Annotated in this window: 17 protein-coding genes; 6 read left to right on the top strand and 11 right to left on the bottom strand. The window is 60.0% G+C overall.

The features are described from left to right. Positions 1–63 precede the first annotated feature (63 nt). From AWB79_RS13565 to AWB79_RS13540, 6 genes are all read right to left on the bottom strand, one after another. Positions 64–288 carry a hypothetical protein gene (locus AWB79_RS13565; RefSeq protein WP_061167942.1) on the bottom strand — a complete coding sequence of 75 codons (225 nt, stop codon included), beginning with the start codon at positions 286–288 and terminating at the stop codon, positions 64–66. Positions 289–391: 103 nt separating this feature from the next. Next, the gene (locus AWB79_RS13560; protein ID WP_061167941.1) at positions 392–1,474 is read right to left on the bottom strand and encodes a DUF7146 domain-containing protein; all 1,083 of its coding nucleotides are present in this window, start codon (positions 1,472–1,474) and stop codon (positions 392–394) included. A 254-nt stretch (positions 1,475–1,728) separates the two neighbouring features. Beyond that, a complete protein-coding gene (locus AWB79_RS13555; RefSeq protein ID WP_061167940.1) occupies positions 1,729–2,271 on the bottom strand; it encodes a single-stranded DNA-binding protein in 543 nt (180 codons plus the stop codon). Between the two features lie 12 nt (positions 2,272–2,283). After that, on the bottom strand, positions 2,284–3,075 hold the full coding sequence (locus tag AWB79_RS13550) for a hypothetical protein (protein ID WP_061167939.1): 792 nt from the start codon (positions 3,073–3,075) through the stop codon (positions 2,284–2,286). An 11-nt stretch (positions 3,076–3,086) separates the two neighbouring features. Then, positions 3,087–3,521, bottom strand: a complete 435-nt coding sequence (locus AWB79_RS13545; RefSeq protein ID WP_061167938.1) for a hypothetical protein — start codon at positions 3,519–3,521, stop codon at positions 3,087–3,089. A 107-nt stretch (positions 3,522–3,628) separates the two neighbouring features. Next, complete coding sequence (locus AWB79_RS13540; RefSeq protein WP_157695767.1) at positions 3,629–3,928, bottom strand: hypothetical protein; 300 nt, start codon at positions 3,926–3,928, stop codon at positions 3,629–3,631. Positions 3,929–4,311: 383 nt separating this feature from the next. Between AWB79_RS13540 and AWB79_RS13535 the strand changes: the two genes are divergently transcribed. From AWB79_RS13535 to AWB79_RS13515, 6 genes are all read left to right on the top strand, one after another. Beyond that, entirely contained in the window at positions 4,312–5,052 is a 741-nt protein-coding gene (locus AWB79_RS13535) for a nuclease-related domain-containing protein (protein WP_063963493.1), read from the top strand. Positions 5,053–5,333: 281 nt separating this feature from the next. Next, entirely contained in the window at positions 5,334–6,572 is a 1,239-nt protein-coding gene (locus AWB79_RS13530) for a coiled-coil domain-containing protein (RefSeq protein ID WP_157695766.1), read from the top strand. 78 nt (positions 6,573–6,650) lie between these two features. Beyond that, positions 6,651–7,847, top strand: a complete 1,197-nt coding sequence (locus AWB79_RS13525; protein ID WP_061167935.1) for a FlhC family transcriptional regulator — start codon at positions 6,651–6,653, stop codon at positions 7,845–7,847. Positions 7,848–7,872: 25 nt separating this feature from the next. After that, a complete protein-coding gene (locus tag AWB79_RS40060; protein ID WP_165830008.1) occupies positions 7,873–8,043 on the top strand; it encodes a hypothetical protein in 171 nt (56 codons plus the stop codon). A gap of 3 nt (positions 8,044–8,046) precedes the next feature. After that, positions 8,047–8,421 carry a hypothetical protein gene (locus AWB79_RS13520; RefSeq protein WP_061167934.1) on the top strand — a complete coding sequence of 125 codons (375 nt, stop codon included), beginning with the start codon at positions 8,047–8,049 and terminating at the stop codon, positions 8,419–8,421. Between the two features lie 207 nt (positions 8,422–8,628). Continuing rightward, on the top strand, positions 8,629–9,615 hold the full coding sequence (locus AWB79_RS13515; protein WP_061167933.1) for a CAP domain-containing protein: 987 nt from the start codon (positions 8,629–8,631) through the stop codon (positions 9,613–9,615). Positions 9,616–10,365: 750 nt separating this feature from the next. Here the strand turns inward: AWB79_RS13515 and AWB79_RS13510 are convergent. Genes AWB79_RS13510 through AWB79_RS13490 form a run of 5 tightly spaced genes read right to left on the bottom strand, consistent with a single transcriptional unit; the run spans position 10,366 to position 16,490 of the window. After that, the gene (locus tag AWB79_RS13510; protein ID WP_061167932.1) at positions 10,366–11,667 is read right to left on the bottom strand and encodes a hypothetical protein; all 1,302 of its coding nucleotides are present in this window, start codon (positions 11,665–11,667) and stop codon (positions 10,366–10,368) included. Positions 11,668–11,682: 15 nt separating this feature from the next. Further along, positions 11,683–12,297: a hypothetical protein gene (locus AWB79_RS13505; RefSeq protein WP_082862358.1), complete on the bottom strand. Its 615-nt coding sequence runs from the start codon at positions 12,295–12,297 to the stop codon at positions 11,683–11,685. Positions 12,298–12,308: 11 nt separating this feature from the next. Further along, on the bottom strand, positions 12,309–13,427 hold the full coding sequence (locus AWB79_RS13500; RefSeq protein WP_061167931.1) for a type II secretion system F family protein: 1,119 nt from the start codon (positions 13,425–13,427) through the stop codon (positions 12,309–12,311). A gap of 12 nt (positions 13,428–13,439) precedes the next feature. Next, complete coding sequence (locus AWB79_RS13495) at positions 13,440–15,923, bottom strand: GspE/PulE family protein (RefSeq protein WP_232470902.1); 2,484 nt, start codon at positions 15,921–15,923, stop codon at positions 13,440–13,442. A gap of 3 nt (positions 15,924–15,926) precedes the next feature. Further along, positions 15,927–16,490 (bottom strand): hypothetical protein, encoded by a 564-nt coding sequence (locus AWB79_RS13490; RefSeq protein WP_061167930.1) that lies wholly within the window; start codon positions 16,488–16,490, stop codon positions 15,927–15,929. Positions 16,491–16,502: the final 12 nt, after the last annotated feature.

Here is a 16,502-nt window from a genome sequence, read left to right as displayed (position 1 = left end):
GAAGTCGCCACGACAGACAAAAAAACCCCGACCAATCGGTCGGGGTTTTTTTTAACGGGATACTCAGTGCAGCAGAGATACCCCTTGTGCGCTCGCCTGTCGACGAATGCAGTAAAACCAAGCAGTGTCCAGCGTGACGCCTTGTTTTTCAAGTCGGGCATGACCGCCTCGCTTTCGGTCGATGACGTCATAGGCTTCCGCCTCCGACTTCCCTACTCTCACGGAGCCGTTCTCGACGCCGGAAGTTGCCACGATCTGATACCGGCCAACAATCATGCTGAAGCTCATTTCCTCGTCTCCATTGGAAAAGCTCGGGCGGATTGCGGCCCCGGAGGGGACGAATCCCCACCGGGCAAAAAGTTACTGTTAGCGGCCAGAAGGCCGCGGAATTTCAGACGTGCAGTGCTTCGCGTAGCTCGCGACGCACCAGCGTTCTAACTGCAGGGCGACACGCAACCTGAGTTGCGCACCACTCGTCGGCAAAATCGGTTTCCCGCTTTTTCGGCCGGTGAACCATAGCCGTGTAGCCTTCCGCACGCAGCCGCTTCGCGAGTTTCAAGGCCGCATCGACGCCCGGCGATTTGCCGGTACGTGGGTCGACCGCATCGAAGTCCGCGAAGATATGGACAACGCGGATGCCGAGGCCGTCTGGTACAACGAAATCGGCGAGAAGGATTCGATTCAGGCAGTACCAGACCGGCACACCAAACAGCATGTGCGCGGCATACGCCGTCTCGAGACCTTCCGCGACGCCAATTTCGCCATCGACTGGATCCATCAGCCGGACTGCGCCGCCGTTGAGCTTATGAAGCGTCACGTCGTTCAGCTTGGCCGGAAGGATCTCGCCATCGTTAGTGACGATCGACGCCTTCGCCGGTTTCGAGCGTTCAAGGAACGTGCGGTGCAGCGTTCCAAGACGGCCGTCCGGCAGCGTGAAGCGAGCGAGGATGCCCGGCCACTGACCGATAACTTTCTTCTCGTGGCGGTAATCGAGCATCGCCATGCGCAGCGCCGCGGACGGCGCCACAGTCAGACCCGGCACCCGTTCGCGCAGGTACCGCGGAACGAGGCCATCCGAACCGACCAGCGTCGCTCGATCCCACATCGAGTCGAGGCGCTTGCGCGCCCACTCGGGATCGACCTTTCGGCCGGGCGCCGGGGCCGCCGGTTGCGCTCGGTTTTGCCGTGCATCGGCCAGGCTGCCGCCTTCGAGTTCGATCATGAGTTCGCGGAAGGTCATTCCGGCGGACTTGCAAATGAGCTCGAAGCCGTCGCCGGCTTTTCGGTCGCCGTCGTTGCACTTGCGGCAGACCCAGTCGCCGCGGCCGCGGTTGTTGTCGTAGGTGAAGCGGTCGTTTCCGCCGCAGATGGGACAGGGTGCGCCCTTCCCGGTCAATGAGCTTGCGGGAACTCCATACTTCTGGAGCAACGCAACCCACTGTTCCGGGGACAGCTTGATGTCCTTGATATTCATTGGCACTCCAGTAGTGGTGTGGTTGAGGTCGATGCCTGAACAGGCGGTGAAACCGTGCTCAAAAAAGCCGTCCGACTCGCGCGAGGCGAGCAACGGCGGGCGGCTTTTTTCAGCAGGGGAAAGCGAAAGGCGGGAGTTGCGACTGACGAAAGGTCGCGCGAGAAAGAGACGCTTCGCGGCTTCGCCGACCGTTTCCGGTTCGACGAAGCTACGAAGGTGAGGGAAAACAGGAAGTAAGGTGAGCAGTTACGGGATCAGACGGCAGACCATTCGCGCCCCTTTAAATAGGGTCGGAACGGGATGTCGTCGTCCATATCTGCGAAGCCGCCCCCCCCTCCGGACGACGTCGATTGCGGTTCCCGGTGCGCCGGCGCAGCGTTGCTTGACCGAGGCGCCTCAGACCTTTCTTGACGCGCGGCGCGTTGGCTCTCGAAACCGTCATTGGATGAACGATCGCCCGTCGCGCGGCCGCCGAGCATCTGCATCTGCTCCGCAACGATCTCGGTCGAATACCGCTCTTGGCCAGCTTGGTCCGTCCACTTGCGCGTGCGGATTCTGCCTTCGATGTACACCGAGGAGCCTTTCTTCAAGTACTCGTTGACGATCTCAGCCAAGCGACCGAAAAACGAAACACGATGCCACTCGGTCTGCTCCTTCATTTCGCCTGAGGACTTGTCCTTGTAGCGATCTGTCGTTGCGAGCCGGATGTTCGCGACCGCATCGCCGCTCGGCAGGTAGCGCGTCTCGGGATCAGCCCCGAGGTTGCCTACGAGGATGACTTTGTTTACTGATGCCATAACTGACTCCTTTTAAGATTTTTTGGAAATTGACCAAAGCCACTTGTCCCACAGCACTTGCTCGCCGCTGGCGTCTAGCTTGGGCCGTCCACGTCCATCGACTGCTGGCACTTTGGTTTTGCCGATCCGCTTGACTTCAACGCGGTCGCCAATGCGGCAGGCCGACTCTGCTATTGCGTCGCGCAGGCCCTCACCTTGCAGGACGTGCGTCTCGCCGCGATGCTCGAGCGTCACGCAAAACGATTCATACGTCTTGCCAGGGCGCTTGCCATCGGGGAAGCGTTTCTCGCCCCACTCTCTCAACACGCCGTACCTCCCGCGCTCAGTGCGTCGATGTGACGACTCAGCAGATCGAGGCGGCGTCGATTCGACGGCGTCCGCAATCGCCGGCCGGGGTCGAGCCTCGTTGACGAGGACCGATCGAGGGGGTTCGGTGTCGGGCATACGGCCAACAGGCGTGTCTTGCGCTTGGGCGCCCTTGACAGCAGCCGCAATGGCCTCGGTCAACGTTCCCTCGTGCTCGTGCAGCACTTCCCAGTGTGGCGCAAGCGTCGGTATCAGTTTCATACCGACAGCCGTTGGCCGCAGCTCGTAGTCGAACGCCGGACGGAACTGCACGACGACGCCACCTTCATCGCGAAACAGCATCGGTTGACCGGCGATGGCGATGTGCCGTTCGTTGGGGCCGCCCTTTCCGACCTCAACCGGGGATGACTGGCCTGCGGGATAGCCGCTGCGAGGCTGCGTCTGGGGAGTCACCCCGAAAAGTGTCCCAAGCAGCCGACCGAATGTTGATGTGCTCATTGATCGGCCCCCTACAGCAGCGTGCCGAAGCACTCGCGACGCACCTCTTCCAAGTCGCGCCTGAGCAGTGGGTTGCTCAGGATGACGTCTTGCAAGATCTCGGGATCGACGCCATTGATCTGGCAGACGAACCGATACGGCAGCGCGCCGTTCCAGAACTCCATGACCCAACCGAGCGTAGCCCGGTAGTCCTCGAGTTCCATCTTTTTTCTGTGTTTGAGTCGCTCGCTGAAGAGGACAGCGCAATCCATCAACGACTCGGGCATGTTGTCGCCGCGTCTGCTGTCAGTCGCGAGACTGATCAACGCGTCGACCATTTTGTCTTTGACCGCCTCGCTCCACAATTGCGGATCGGGCAGCGGATCAGGCTTGGCTTGAACACGCGCGATCGGCGCTGGAGGAGCGTCGAACATGTCCAGTTGCCATGCTGCTACTTCTGTTTGCATGGGAATCTCCGAATGAACGGGAACCCATGCCCGCAACGGGATGGTTCCCGTTGGGGTGAGGGGTCAAGACCGCCCGTACGGGCAGTCTTGACATTCAGGCGTCGCGACTAGTCGTCGGTGCCTGTCTTAAGTGGAACGACCACTGCGGACTTGGCGTACTGACGTTTGAGGGGCGTGACGTTGGCGTCGGCGGGAGCCGGAGCGACAACGGCGTGCGCGGGCGCCTTCGAATCCTCGACTTTCTCCTCTTTCAACGCCGCCTTGATGGATCTCTTGATCCATATAGCAACGGTGGCAGAGACAAACAGAAAGGCGAAGAACGAGTGCGCGGCAAACCACAGGGCAAAGCAAAGAGCGACCAACCAGCCGGGCGATTTCATCGCCTTCAATACCAACTGCTTCGGCATTTTTCTCTCCAGAAAAAGACGCACTAGGGGATGTCCAGCCAGTACAGCGCTGGATGATTTTCGATGCTCGGGTGAGCAGGAAAAACGGGCGCGCGGAGAGGCGCTTTCGTCACGGCTCGATAAAGGCGTGGCGGAAGCAGCTCACTGCGGATGAAAGAAGAGATCGGAAGCACGCGCACCGATGCTTGGCGGCGGCTCGAGTCGATGCGTCGTTGACGCGGGGATAACAGGCAATTTACGCGCGGCGCCGATACGCGTGGTCGGGAAAGCTTCCGTTTTTATAGGGCCTTTCGGTTTTCGGGCGCTCTTGGCAGTGCCGCATCGCATCCTTGACTTCTTCCACCCCCTGTCATGCTGATCTACATACACAACGGAGGCAGCGGATGTTCTTAGAGATACTTGTCGCAGTCGGCGGTTACCGCTTGTTCAAGGGGCTTCGGCGGCGGCGCCCGTCCGGATCGCGGAGTGCCGGTCGTGTGAAGCGCTCATCGCATGAAATCGGTGCGGCTGGTGAAGCTGTGGCGCAGGCAAAACTGCGCACGACGCTTCAATGGCTGTGCGGCAACGACTTCTACCTGCACGATGGGCAGTTACTCATCGAACACGCTCCCGGCACAGCGTTTCCCACGGCAGAGATCGATCACCTCGCGATCACGCCGTTCGGCATCTTCATCTTCGAGACAAAAAACTGGTCGCGCCGGATAGCGCCGTCGAGCAGCCCCGGGAAGCTCACGCGTATCGCACCGAATGGTGAGGCTGAGGACAGGCGCTCGCCTATCGAACAAAACCGCAGCAAAGTCCGGTTCCTCCGGGACCAGCTCCCTCCCATTTGGCCGGTGACCGGTGCCGGCCTATTTACGTTCCCAGAAGTCATGCTCGAGCCAACGCTGTCGACGGATCTTCTGTCGATAAACGATCTCCTCCACTGGCTCAGACTCAGGCGGGAAGCATTCAACGGAAAAACGCCGATAGATATCAGCCGGGCCCGCGCGGCAGTGTTGATGTACGCGGAGACGTCGGCAAACAGTCTTCTGGACCACAAGACGCGCGTAGCGCCCGATAGCGGTAATTTCGCCAAATTACAAGAGGGAATTCTAGGTAACTACTTCCATGCAAATACTTAAAAAGCGCTTAAGTGTTACAGAAATGAACCGTTAAACGTTTGCTTTCGATAGAAAAAATGCGTCTTTCGTCCGCAGAGGGCGAAAGACGGGTAAAAGACGGCGTCTTTCGTGAGGTGAAATCCGTAACCGGACCGTTACGATCGCTTACACATTGACGGCGATAGCGAAGCGGGTCGCAGGTGGACAACACGTAACAACAGCACTTTCGTTTCCGCAAGGCAGGCTCCTTGTGGCGTTTCACGGCAGCGCGCGGGGGCGCTGCGGCAATCTGGAGAGAAGTTTTGTCCTCAAATAAAGACGATTCCAAGAAAGACCTTCAACTGCGAAAAACCGAACTCCAAGAGTCGTTGGACGACATCTTCGGCGGTATCACGGCGAGCGGGGCCGAGCGTTCGAAGTTTGAAAAGGTCGCCCGGCAATTGTTCGGCGACGGCGACGAGTTCACCGAGCTCATCGGCCAACTTGCCGAGAACATGATGGCGATCTCTGAGGCTCGAGCGCGAATCTCATCCGACCTGCAAACGATCGGTGGGCAGTTGATCAACTCCATGCACTTGATCAAGAACGTAATGGTCGCGAGGTCCGGCAACAAGACCAGTACGTTGCGGAAGGCCGCAACTTTGGGATATTCGTACTTTGAACTCTCACTTGGGGTGAAGTACGCGGCAGCCCGCCAGTACATGCGTTGCTACGAAGCTTTCGCAGACAACACCGAGGCAATTCGCGTATTCAACGTCGGCGAACTTGACATTCTTGCGGCCGATCACGTGACTGACGAGCAGGTCACAGCGATCCTGGAGGCCAAGAAAGCCAACGATCAAATGACGCGCGAGGACGTCAGGAAAATGCTTGCTACGTTGCAGAAGCAAGAAGAGGCTCTCGCGGACCGGCAGGTACAGGTCGACAACTATAAGACTCTGTTGGAAGACAGCAAGACCGCTCAGCGAGTGGCCGAAGACGAAGCACGTCGTCTCCAACAGCAACTAGAGGCGACGGGCAAGCTCATCGCAGACAAAGAGGCGCAGTTGCAACGCATGGACAGCTACTACACCGGCCGTCAAGCCGGACTTGCGAACCTGGAAAAGGACCTCGCAGATAAGGACAAGGAAATCTCGAAGCTCGTCTCCGAGAGGAACGCTTTGCTCAACCGGAAGCCCGAAGTACAGATCAAGGAGGTGCCTACCACTCCTGAAGGCTACAAGACGCTGTCCGAGTCGCTTGAAAAGCGCAATGCGGAACTCCAAGCAATCGAGGAGAGGTTGCTCGAAAAGCGCGCGGAACTCGCACAATTGCAAGCCGATCGGGAAAAGGAATCGCACGCGCTTGAAGCTGCGAGCCGCGTGCAGGCCACGATGGTCGAGGCCGTGTCTGCATTCGAAGCGTTTGCCGGCAAGCTATCGACGGCACAGGTTGCGGTCCAAGCTTGTGAGGCTCCGGAACATCATCATCCAATGATCGAAACGCTCGCGGCGATGATGCGCAAGTATCTGACGGAAGTCGAAACGGCACTGCGCAAGTAGTCAGCGCTCGCCGGACGAGAAATGATGAGGCGGAAGCGAACGTGGTCGCTTCCGCACGTAACCAAAAAAATAAATAGTATGACGACCAACATTCTAGACGCCGTCGAGACCAATATTCCGCTGCCAACGTATCTTGCCGAGAAGATCCAGCGGACCAACTACGCGCTCACCGCTGTGATGCACAAAGTGCTTGCACGGTACAGCGCCGCAGACGCCTTCTTTGGCGTGTCTTTCGAGAACATGGAAACGCTCAAGGCCCACGCCGTACCCATGGCGAAGCTGATGAATATGCCGTTTCTAGCGCTGTCCCCAGCTCTTCAGGACCCTCGTGACTGGTCGACGTTTGTCGACGGCATCATGCATTCCCAGACAGTGACAAAGCTGTCGTCTGCAATGCCATTCGTTGACGACGTGACCGCACGCGATATCTTCCATTACAACTGCAGCTACGTTTCTCTGCTGAAAGACGTGCTGCACCAGAATGTTCTTGCCGCACCCTTGCTTGGCATTTCGTTCGAACTGGCCGAGTACTTGATGAGCTTGCCAATCGGTCGACTCGAAGCCGCTATCGGGGGTATCCGCTTTCCGCTGTATAGATGGCGGTTTGACGACGCACTATTTTGGATTGAATACCCTGCTGGCCGTCTTACCGAAGAGTCGGTGGCGCACTATGTCATGCGCACCTCCACGCTCAAGGCGGGCGCGCTTCCCTATAAGAACCTGTGGTCCGATCTGCGACTCGACCGAGCCAAGCGAGAAGTCTACGCGCGTCTGATGATGACTCAGGGCTGCCGGGCCTCAACGGCAACGAATTTGTTTAGCCTCAACTCGGCCATCACCCGCAACACTTACCGCCAGATCCACGGCGTCAGCTCGCCTTGCGGCAACAGTGCAAGCTCCCTGACTTGGTACGTTGAGCGCCCGGTCCAACGCCTACAGGCGACCATGCTGGTATGGCTCTATCGTTGCGCACTCAAGAACGGAGCCAACATTCCCGAAGCGCTCATTGCATCCAACGACGTGCTTGACAAGATGTTCGGGCCCCGGCTCCTTCTCTCTGCCGACCGAGCAAACCACCTCACCCGCTCGATGGCCATGGATTCGCGCCTGAACGTGGCGCCGTGTAGAAGCTGCGGCACCGATTACATCCTGTCCAACGACGAAGGAAAGATCGAATTGGCGAAGGACTTCGTGTGCCCAGGTTGCGAGAGCGACCTTAGGCCCCGCCATAGTGAACCGAGAAGCAAGGGAAAAAAGCGCTCAAAGAGCAAGTGATAAACAGGAAAAGGAGGTGTCCAGGATGTCCCACGATTTCTCAATCGAGGCCGGTCTAGTCGTCTTTTCACACGACGGCCGCGCGCAGTTTGGCTGGCTCGACTTAGAGACGGGCGCCTATTACTCCGAGGCCGACGGACGCTGCATTCCGGACGCAATCGGTGCAATCGAATTTCACTCCGACGTGACGCACTGAGCCATGCAGGACTTCGCCTACCTTTTTCCCGACAGCGCCGCCGCGTGGCTCGAAGGCCGCGGCGACGCGCGATTCCAACGGTACGAGAGGCACTACCGCGCAGATCGGGCAACGGTGCAGTCGCAGGAGGCGTTCGACCTTGAGCAAAGCAACATTCGCTTCGCGCAAAGATTCGGCTCAGGCAGGCGGCAGTTCGCGGCCGTGTCAAAAAGCGAAGCATTCGGCGCGCTCGCAACTTTCCTGATTCTCCTGTGGGGCGGCACCTTGCTCCTTTCTTCCGTCGGCGCGACGCAGCCCGTCGCCGTCGCTGCGGTGCTGGGCGTCGTCTTCGTCGCCTTGCGGGTGAAGCACTTCCGAGCCCGCGCCAAACATCGTTAGCAAACGGTTGCGATCCAGCAACGGTGCGGAATTACGGACCCTTTCCGAGTATTACAATGCGTGCGCCGCCAACGGCCAACGCAATTTGCCAACGAGGAAAGCGGTTTCGGAGCGGGCTTCCGAATTGCCTTGACTTCGAACACCGCTCGATATGATGAAAGTAAGCAGATCGCGGGGGCGACTGCAACAACTAGATCGGAAACAACAATGACGATTCAGAAAGACTTCAAACTCTCGATGGCCGCGATCGCTGCATCGCTGCTGGTGGCCGCTTGCGGCGGCGGTGGTGGCGGCAGCAGCGGTGCATCCCCTGCAAGCGGTGCGAGCACGCCCGCGACGACGAATCCGGCGGATTTAACGACGCCTCAGTACCCCGCTGACAGCTTCCATCTGGCAGCGTTCAACTTGCTCAACCAACAGCGCCAGCAATGCGGCTTCCCGGCCCTTCAGGAAAACACCGCGCTTGATCAGGCGACGGCGGCACACGCGCAGTATCTTACGGCGAACGATGTAATTACCGATACCGAAGTAGCGGGCAATCCCGGCTTTACAGGAGCTACTTTCGTTGATCGCGCAGCCCATTTCGGATATACGCAGTACAACGGTTCTATCGGGGTGTCGGGTGGCTATTATACGAACGAGACGTTGACCGAAGCAGAATATGGGCACCGAGCGATCTATGCATTCTTGGGTGGCGTATATCACGTCAGCATTGCGGCGTCGCTTGCGACCACGGTCGGTATTGGCAAGGTCGCAAAGACGTACAACGGTTTTCCCCAAGAGCAGTTCTCGTTGAATCTGACCAACTTCCAGCAGCGAACGGCCAACGCGCCGTTGACGTTCCCGTGCCAAGGGACGACCGGCGTTCCATACGACAGCTTTGGAGAAATCCCTACGCCGCCTGCAACGTCCGGTCATTGGGGTACGCCCGTAGCTGTAGTCGGCAACTCGACCGACACCATCGTTATGCAAACGGGCACGATGACGGATTCGTCCGGGCACGTGATCGCCTTGCAGGTTCTCGATTCAGCCAAGGACCCCAACAAGCTCTTGCTGGCGGATCAGGGGGTCGCGTACCCGACCACGCCGTTGTCCCCGAACTCGCAATACACCGTCTCGCTCACCGGTGCGATCAACGGCGTCGCATTCTCGCGCACCTTCAGCTTCACAACCGGAACCTCGCTCGGCGGTTAACGAGCAAGGTTGCGAGTAGTAGGAAGAAGAAGCCGCCAGTTGATCTGGCGGCTTTCTTATTGGTTGCAAGACCGGAAGAAAAACGCCCCGGAGCAAAGCTCCGAGGCGTTTTATTAAGACCAGTTGCCTCACCCGCCAAAGCCCGAGGTGTCGCCATAACCCTGGACTTCGTAGCCTGTGACGGCGCCGGTGCTATCGCTCACACTGCATGTCGCGAACTCGTACTCGTTCACGGATGCGGTCCAGGTGTTGGTTGTGTAGGTGGTATTCCTGCCGTCGTCATAAATCGAGTTCTGCTGCCCCCACCCAGGCCAAAATCCGAGCTTCTGAGTTACGTAGGCTTGGCAGATTTGCGGATTCGGTCCCGGAGGTCGGGTCTGCGCGGCTGGTATGCACACCTGTCCAACCCATGCCGAGCCGTTCCACGATGGCGCAGTCTGTTGGGTGTACCCGCTCGGGCACGCTGGCGGGGGCGGCGGCGGAGGCGGCGCATTGCACGAATAGACCCATGTACTGCCGTTCCAAGAAGGGCCGCTCGCGAAACCATAAGCGCACGACGGCTGCGGCGTGGCGCACTGATACCGCACACCGAGTTTCTGCCACGAATATCCCGGATCGCAGCCAGGGGCGCGCGGAACACCCATGGGATTTTGCACCCACTCGGCGTTAGAGCTGATAGGAGCCGTCAGCACACCACCCAGCGTCGCAAGCAATGTCAGCGAGATTGCCGTCTTGATTCGCTTCATCTTCTTATTGGTTGGAGTAATTGCAGCCGACGTCGATCTGCGCCTGCAGGCCAAGCTGGTCTGGGACGAGGGTATTCGCTCCATCTGCGAGAACGTCGTATATCTGGAGGACCCATTGCGACCCGTTCCAGCCCATTGAAAAGCGCGCACCGGCGATCGGCGGATTATGGTTCGAGTAGTCAGTCGTTACGGATAGCGGAGTAATTCGGTACCACGCTGAGCCGCCAGGACCGCATGCGGGCGGATTCACGCCCCACCCGTTGTACCAACCGCTGTACTGCGCGTCGGCCGACTGGTTGCTAACGAGACTGCTGGCGCCGACCCAGTTGCCCCACTTGTTGCAGACGTACATGAGGTTGTTGCGGATGGTCACGCCGTTCCAGCCGCAGTTGCCGGCGGCAGCGTTGATATTCGCGACGTTCGTGTTCACGACATTGGCGTTCACCGTTCCGCTGGAATTCACGTCGCCGACATTGATCGGTGCAGCGCCGGTACCTTGATAGTTCTGGACGTACAACGCGCCTTTTGTACGAACCGCCGCATTCACGCTATCGCCGTAGTACATAGCGCCATTGTCGATCTGAAGACTGTTCCCCGCTTGCAACTTCATAACCTTGTTCGCGCCAAGCGTCACATTGCCGACGTTCTGCATGTCCTGATTGTTGGCGTTCATCGTGCCGGTCAGCGGCAATGCACCATCGCGCCGGTAGTACGGCGAGTTACCGTCCGCGCCAAAGCCATTGATCGCGAGCACCATCCCAGGCTTGCTGCCAACGGGATTGGGCACCGTCCACTGTCCATGAATCCCGGTAATCGTGGCTGGCGTGCGGTTTGTCGAGTAGCCGAACTGTGCTCCCCCCGCAGCCGTGAGCACACCTGCACCGGCGATGTCAGCCGTCTTGTCCTTCATGCTGATCAGCGGCAAGCTCGGATAGATCTGCGATGCAATATGGCAGTTGCCCGCTGCGGTGGAGCAGTTGTCGGGCACGATCGACAGCGCTATCTGGTAGGTTCCACCCCAAAAAGGACCGTCCTTGAACGAGACCTTGTTGTTAGCCTGCGCGCTCAACTGAGCGAGCGTGGGCGCGGCTATCGCAGTCGACGTCGTCTGCGAAAACCCTGCGGGGATCAACGACGCGTAGTTGTTAGTGATGTAGCTGCCAAGCGCCGAGTTGATCGACGCAATGTTCTGCCCTTCGATCTGGAGCAGGTTCTGGCGCTTGGCAGAAATGTCTTCCTTGATTCCCTGTACCGTCAGCAAGGCCGCGCCGATCAGGACGATCAACATCTCAAGAATGCTTCCCATATCGGCGCCCCGCGATTAGGTGCGAGTGGTCCACAGCGCCATCGACGCCATTCCGCCGTTCGACGCGCAGGCGGTCGCAACGGTCGCCGGGTTGTACGTCGTGGTTGGCGAGAAGATCGTCGTCCCGTTCACCGTCACCTGTGTGTACACAGTGACCAATGCGGCCGCACTCAACGAACAAACCGTCGAGGTCACCGGATACGTGACAACCAACGCGTCGTTGGAGGTCACGAGCGTGCCAACGGCAGCGGTCACGGTGCCATTGAACATGCCCTTGACCGACGACTTATCCGATGCGACGCGCGAACCCGCCGAGTCGAAGGCGTGGTTCTGCGCAAGGACAGTGAGCGTCTCCGACGAGAAATCGGCGTCGTTCTGCGTCGCGTTCAAGATACCAGTGTGGAACATCTGCGCTTCGCTCTTGAACTGCGCCGCACGGATCAGATCGAGCACATACTTGCCGCCCGCGTACACAGCCAGCGCGAGCAACGCGGCACCCGCCATCACCGCCCCCGCTTCAATCATGGACAACTCGCCTGACTGCTTCTTCGCACGGGCGATCATGAGGAGGCGCGCACGGCGCTCTTTGATCGGGTCGGTCTGAACTGCTTGGTTATTTTCGTTGGTCATTCTGCTTTTCCTTAATAGCTAGATGCGGCGGGATTCCCCGATGTGAGATTGACGGCGCCCGTCACGACGTATGAGCCAATGCCAAGCGTCAGGAACAGTGCAGCGGCAAAACCGAGCAGCATGAAGTGCGTCATCCGGGCGTTGCGCTTGACTGCTTCAACGACGCGATCGAGTGACTCACGGCCAAGACTCTTGATAGCGGCTTCAAACTGGTCGCGGCCCGCAGCGTCGGTGATCGTGTCGACGATCGTCACCGAGAAAATCCCGGTGTCGAGCGCGCGCATTGGCTCATCGGACCGGGCCGTCAAGCGTCGATCCATGATCTTCAGATGCCAGCGCAGCCACGGGTCAGCCGTCTTTAAGAGCCGGTCGAGCGCGGCGCGCAGCGTGAGATTGGAGTCGAAGAGGCCCGCGAGCGAGACGATAAGCAGTGCCGCGCGGAGGTCGCGGCGATTGCGCCAAAGCAGCGGCATGCGGTCGAACTTGTCTCGAAGAGGCCCAGACCAACGTTTCAGGCTCGAGAAGTAAGCGAGCACGAGGCCGATGATCGCCGTGAGCGTGAGCCACCAGTACTCGTAGCAGAACGTGTCAACGTGATACAGGAACCGGCCAAGATCGGGCCATTGGTCGAGCGGGCGGACATCGAGCACTTGCGGAAAGATGACGCCGCCGAACAGCATGCAGTACGCGTACATATAGACCAGCAGCAACGCTGGGTAGGCCATCTGCACCGAAGTTGTTGACGACAGCACGCGCTTAGCCTTCGCCGCCATTTCCGCGAGTTCGAAGCCACGCACGACGGAGTCTTGGCGCGAAGATTCATCGGCAATGTCCAGCAGCGCGTACTCGTCGCCGGGGATGAATGGCTTGATAGCGAGCGAGAAGCTCTCCCCGCGCTGCATAGTTTCCCGGATGCTGGAGAACACCCGCCATTCGAGCTTGCCGCGAGTGCGGCTGCGCTTTTCGTACGTTTCGAGCCGGTCGAACAGCGTCTCGGTGTTGCGCAGGCCCTTTGCTGCGATATCGAGACGCGTCTCGCGGTAGAAGTCCTCGCGGACTTTCTGAAACCGCCAGCGCGCGACGACCAACTGCTGCCGCTCGGGCAGCATTTTTGCGAACGTGGTGAACATGGAGGACCAGGGTTAGACCATTAAGCCATCGACGCCGGGCATTACGCGGTACTGCGCGAACGACTGCATCGAGCGATTGATGAATTGTGGGTCAATCAAACCGCGCGAAGCCTTGAAAAGAGCATGTTCATAGAGGGTCTTTCCCGTCATATCCGCGTTATCGAACCCGGTACGGCGTTCACCGCGCCAAACTTTGCGGGCACCGGCCCAGTCGCGCTCGGCCACACGCTCCAAAAACTCAGGCGTCGGGCGGTAGAGCTCGGCGGCCAATGACGGGCGCGTGGTTCCACCCGCTGCCTTGCCGTTGCGGGTGAAAAGCCCCTTCAGTCGGCAGTGCTCGCAGCCGTCGTAGTTGCGGCATGCCATGCGCGAGGTGTCGAGGCCAAATTTCGTGCGTAACAGTTCCAGGTCGGCCTTGGGCATCACGTCTTCGGCGGGCAGCTTGCAGTGCTCGCAAAGCGTCGGAATCAACTTCTGGTTACCGACCGCGTTGATGAAGCCTTCGGACGCTAGCTCGTCGATCGGCAGTTGCAGCCGCCCGCCCGCCATACGCATCACGGCCGCGATGATGTCGCCGGCGTGCAGCGAGAAACGCACCGGGTGACCGGTCAGCGCCAGTTCCGCGACCAGGCCCATCACAACGCGATCGCGGACCTCGCCGATGGTCAAATCGTCCGGGTCCTGCCGCATCAGCGTTCGAATCACTTCCGCATACTTGCGGTTCGCCTCATCGTCAGTCTCGTCAGGGCGGCGAATGATCGAGTAGTCCGACAGCCACGGCATCGGATACTCGGACGGCTCGTTCACCGCGAACTGCTTCTTGAGTTCGCGATCCGGGAGCATGTACGACAGCGCGCGCAGCGTCGTCGTCTTGCCGGAGCCGGTCTCGCCGGTGAGCGCCGTGATGCCGCCGCTCACATAGTTAAGCGTCTCGATCAGCTCGAGCTGGCTCTTCTCGAATCCCATGTCCTTCGGCAGCAGCACCGAATAGTTCTTGAAGTTGCCGTCGAGCAGACGCAGGGCGACGTCATACCCGCCCACCAGCGGAGACGATTGCCAGCGCAAGTTGACCGTGTCCGTCTTGACGACCAGCGGGATCATTGCCGACTGCGGCGCGCTCGGCTGAAAGCTGTTGCCGGAGTTGGTGTTGCGCTGAACGAGATCGCTGTACGCAGCAAATAACGCGCGACGCACGATCGCCTTTCGCATGCGGCTGAACGTGTACATATCGCCGTTCACACGAAACCGGATTTCGACCTCATTGTGAAATTCGCGTGGTTCGAAATGAATGTCGCTCGCACCGTATGCGTGCGCGGCCTCAACGATATCGCGGAAGTTGCCGATCGCCCGGCTGGCTTCGCGGACTGTGGAATTGGCGGAAGCGGCGGCCTTGCCCGAGTAGATGGCGGCGATCACAGCTTCCGTCGCGATCATCTCCTCGCGCACGAGAATGTCGTTGGCGCCAAGATCCTTGATGAACGTTGCGTATTGGGCCTTCTCCGCGAATCGGGCGGTGGCCACCGTGATCGCCACGCCCGGTTGCAATTCGACGGCGACGAACTCCTTGCGCGCAGCCGCCGGAATGCGCAGCGCGGCGTCGTCGTCAGCGACGGTGAGAACGCGCTTGAAGTCAGGAAGCGAATCGGGCGACACCAGTTCCGGCCGGCCAGATGCCAGCCCGCCGCCATCGGTCTGCTCTTCGTCATCCGCTGGGTATTCCTGCGCAGCGATAGTCGGCGCGGACGCGGCCTTATGTTCGTTGGGACTTGCTGGTCGTTGTGGCGCAGGTTCCGGTTGCGCACCGAACCGCTCGGCATTAGCGTCGCTCCCGGCGACACTCGCGTGCCTGATCGAGTCCGATGGCGCTGCCGCCGACCGGGGCTCCAGCCCCAGCCCCGGCTCCGGCTCCGGCTGCGGGTGCGGCTGCGGCTGCGGCTGCGGCTGCGGCTGCGGCTGCGGCGGTTCGACCTGTAGTTCGGCCTGAGGTTTAGATCGATGTTGCGCGCCAGACGGCGTTGCTTGCGCCGTCAGGGCTTCGTCGTTCACCGGCTGACCGCCCTCCCTAGCCGCCATCGCAGCAGACATGCTCGCGTAGCTCGGTCGCTCGAAGCTCGGTGGGACGAACGGGCTGAAACCTGGCTCATCATCGACCGCGTCACCTTCAGGCCTCGACTGCGTCTGCACAGGGGGCACGGACCCGCGCCAGTCATCGTCGAGCTCAGTGCTCTCGACGTCTTCGACATCGCCGCCCGACAGTGCGCGACCTAGAAACATGACTTGCGGATTGACTGCACGCGTCGACGCGTCGCCCCTCGGTTTTCCCGGCGCTTTGCCAGGCGCTTTCGCCTCCGGCGCGACTGGCTTAGGAGCGGAGAATTTCGGCTCTGCACTGCTGCCCGGCTCGACGAAGCTCGAGCGCGGCGCGCGAAACCGCTTTAGGAAGCCACCGCGAGGAGCGTCTGGCGCGCCCTGCTCTTCTTGTGCAAACAGACCCATTGCTTATTTCCCAAACGGTACGAAGGTAGAAGCCGTCGATGAGACACCGCCCGGAGGAAGCGGCGAGGACAAATCCGTGATCGCCCTGACGGCCGGCGAATCCGGGACCGCGACGGCGGGCACGTCGGCAGGCGCTGCGATCGTCTCCGTCCACTTGCGCTTGCCGTCGACCAGATTGACCGTGAAGCCGTCGATGGACGCGACTGTCCAGCCGTTCAGCAGCCGACTGCCTTGGCGTGCCGTGTATGTCGTGCCTTGGTAGTCATAGAGCACGTAGGAGCCGGACATGTCGGAATAAGCTCCAACGAAAGTCGCGGGAATGACGCGCCTGACAAGCGTTAGGGGCCTGCGCTCGACCTTCGGCGCGGCCGGTGCGGGGCCCGCTACCGGTGCAGGTGCAGCGCCGAGCGGCGACGAGAGGCCGACGCCACTGGACGGTGCCGCCTGTCCACTTTGCCCACCTTGGCCACCGCGCATCGAGTCCACGAGCTTCGCCCGCGCGAGCTTGTCGATGTCGTCCAGCGTCAGATGACTTTCCTGCGAGATTGCCGCACTCGCCACGAACATGAGCGCACCGAA

The sequence above is a fragment of the Caballeronia hypogeia genome (assembly GCF_001544875.2).
Classification (GTDB): Bacteria; Pseudomonadota; Gammaproteobacteria; order Burkholderiales; family Burkholderiaceae; genus Caballeronia; species Caballeronia hypogeia.
This window is presented reverse-complemented; position numbering and strand designations above follow the sequence as displayed.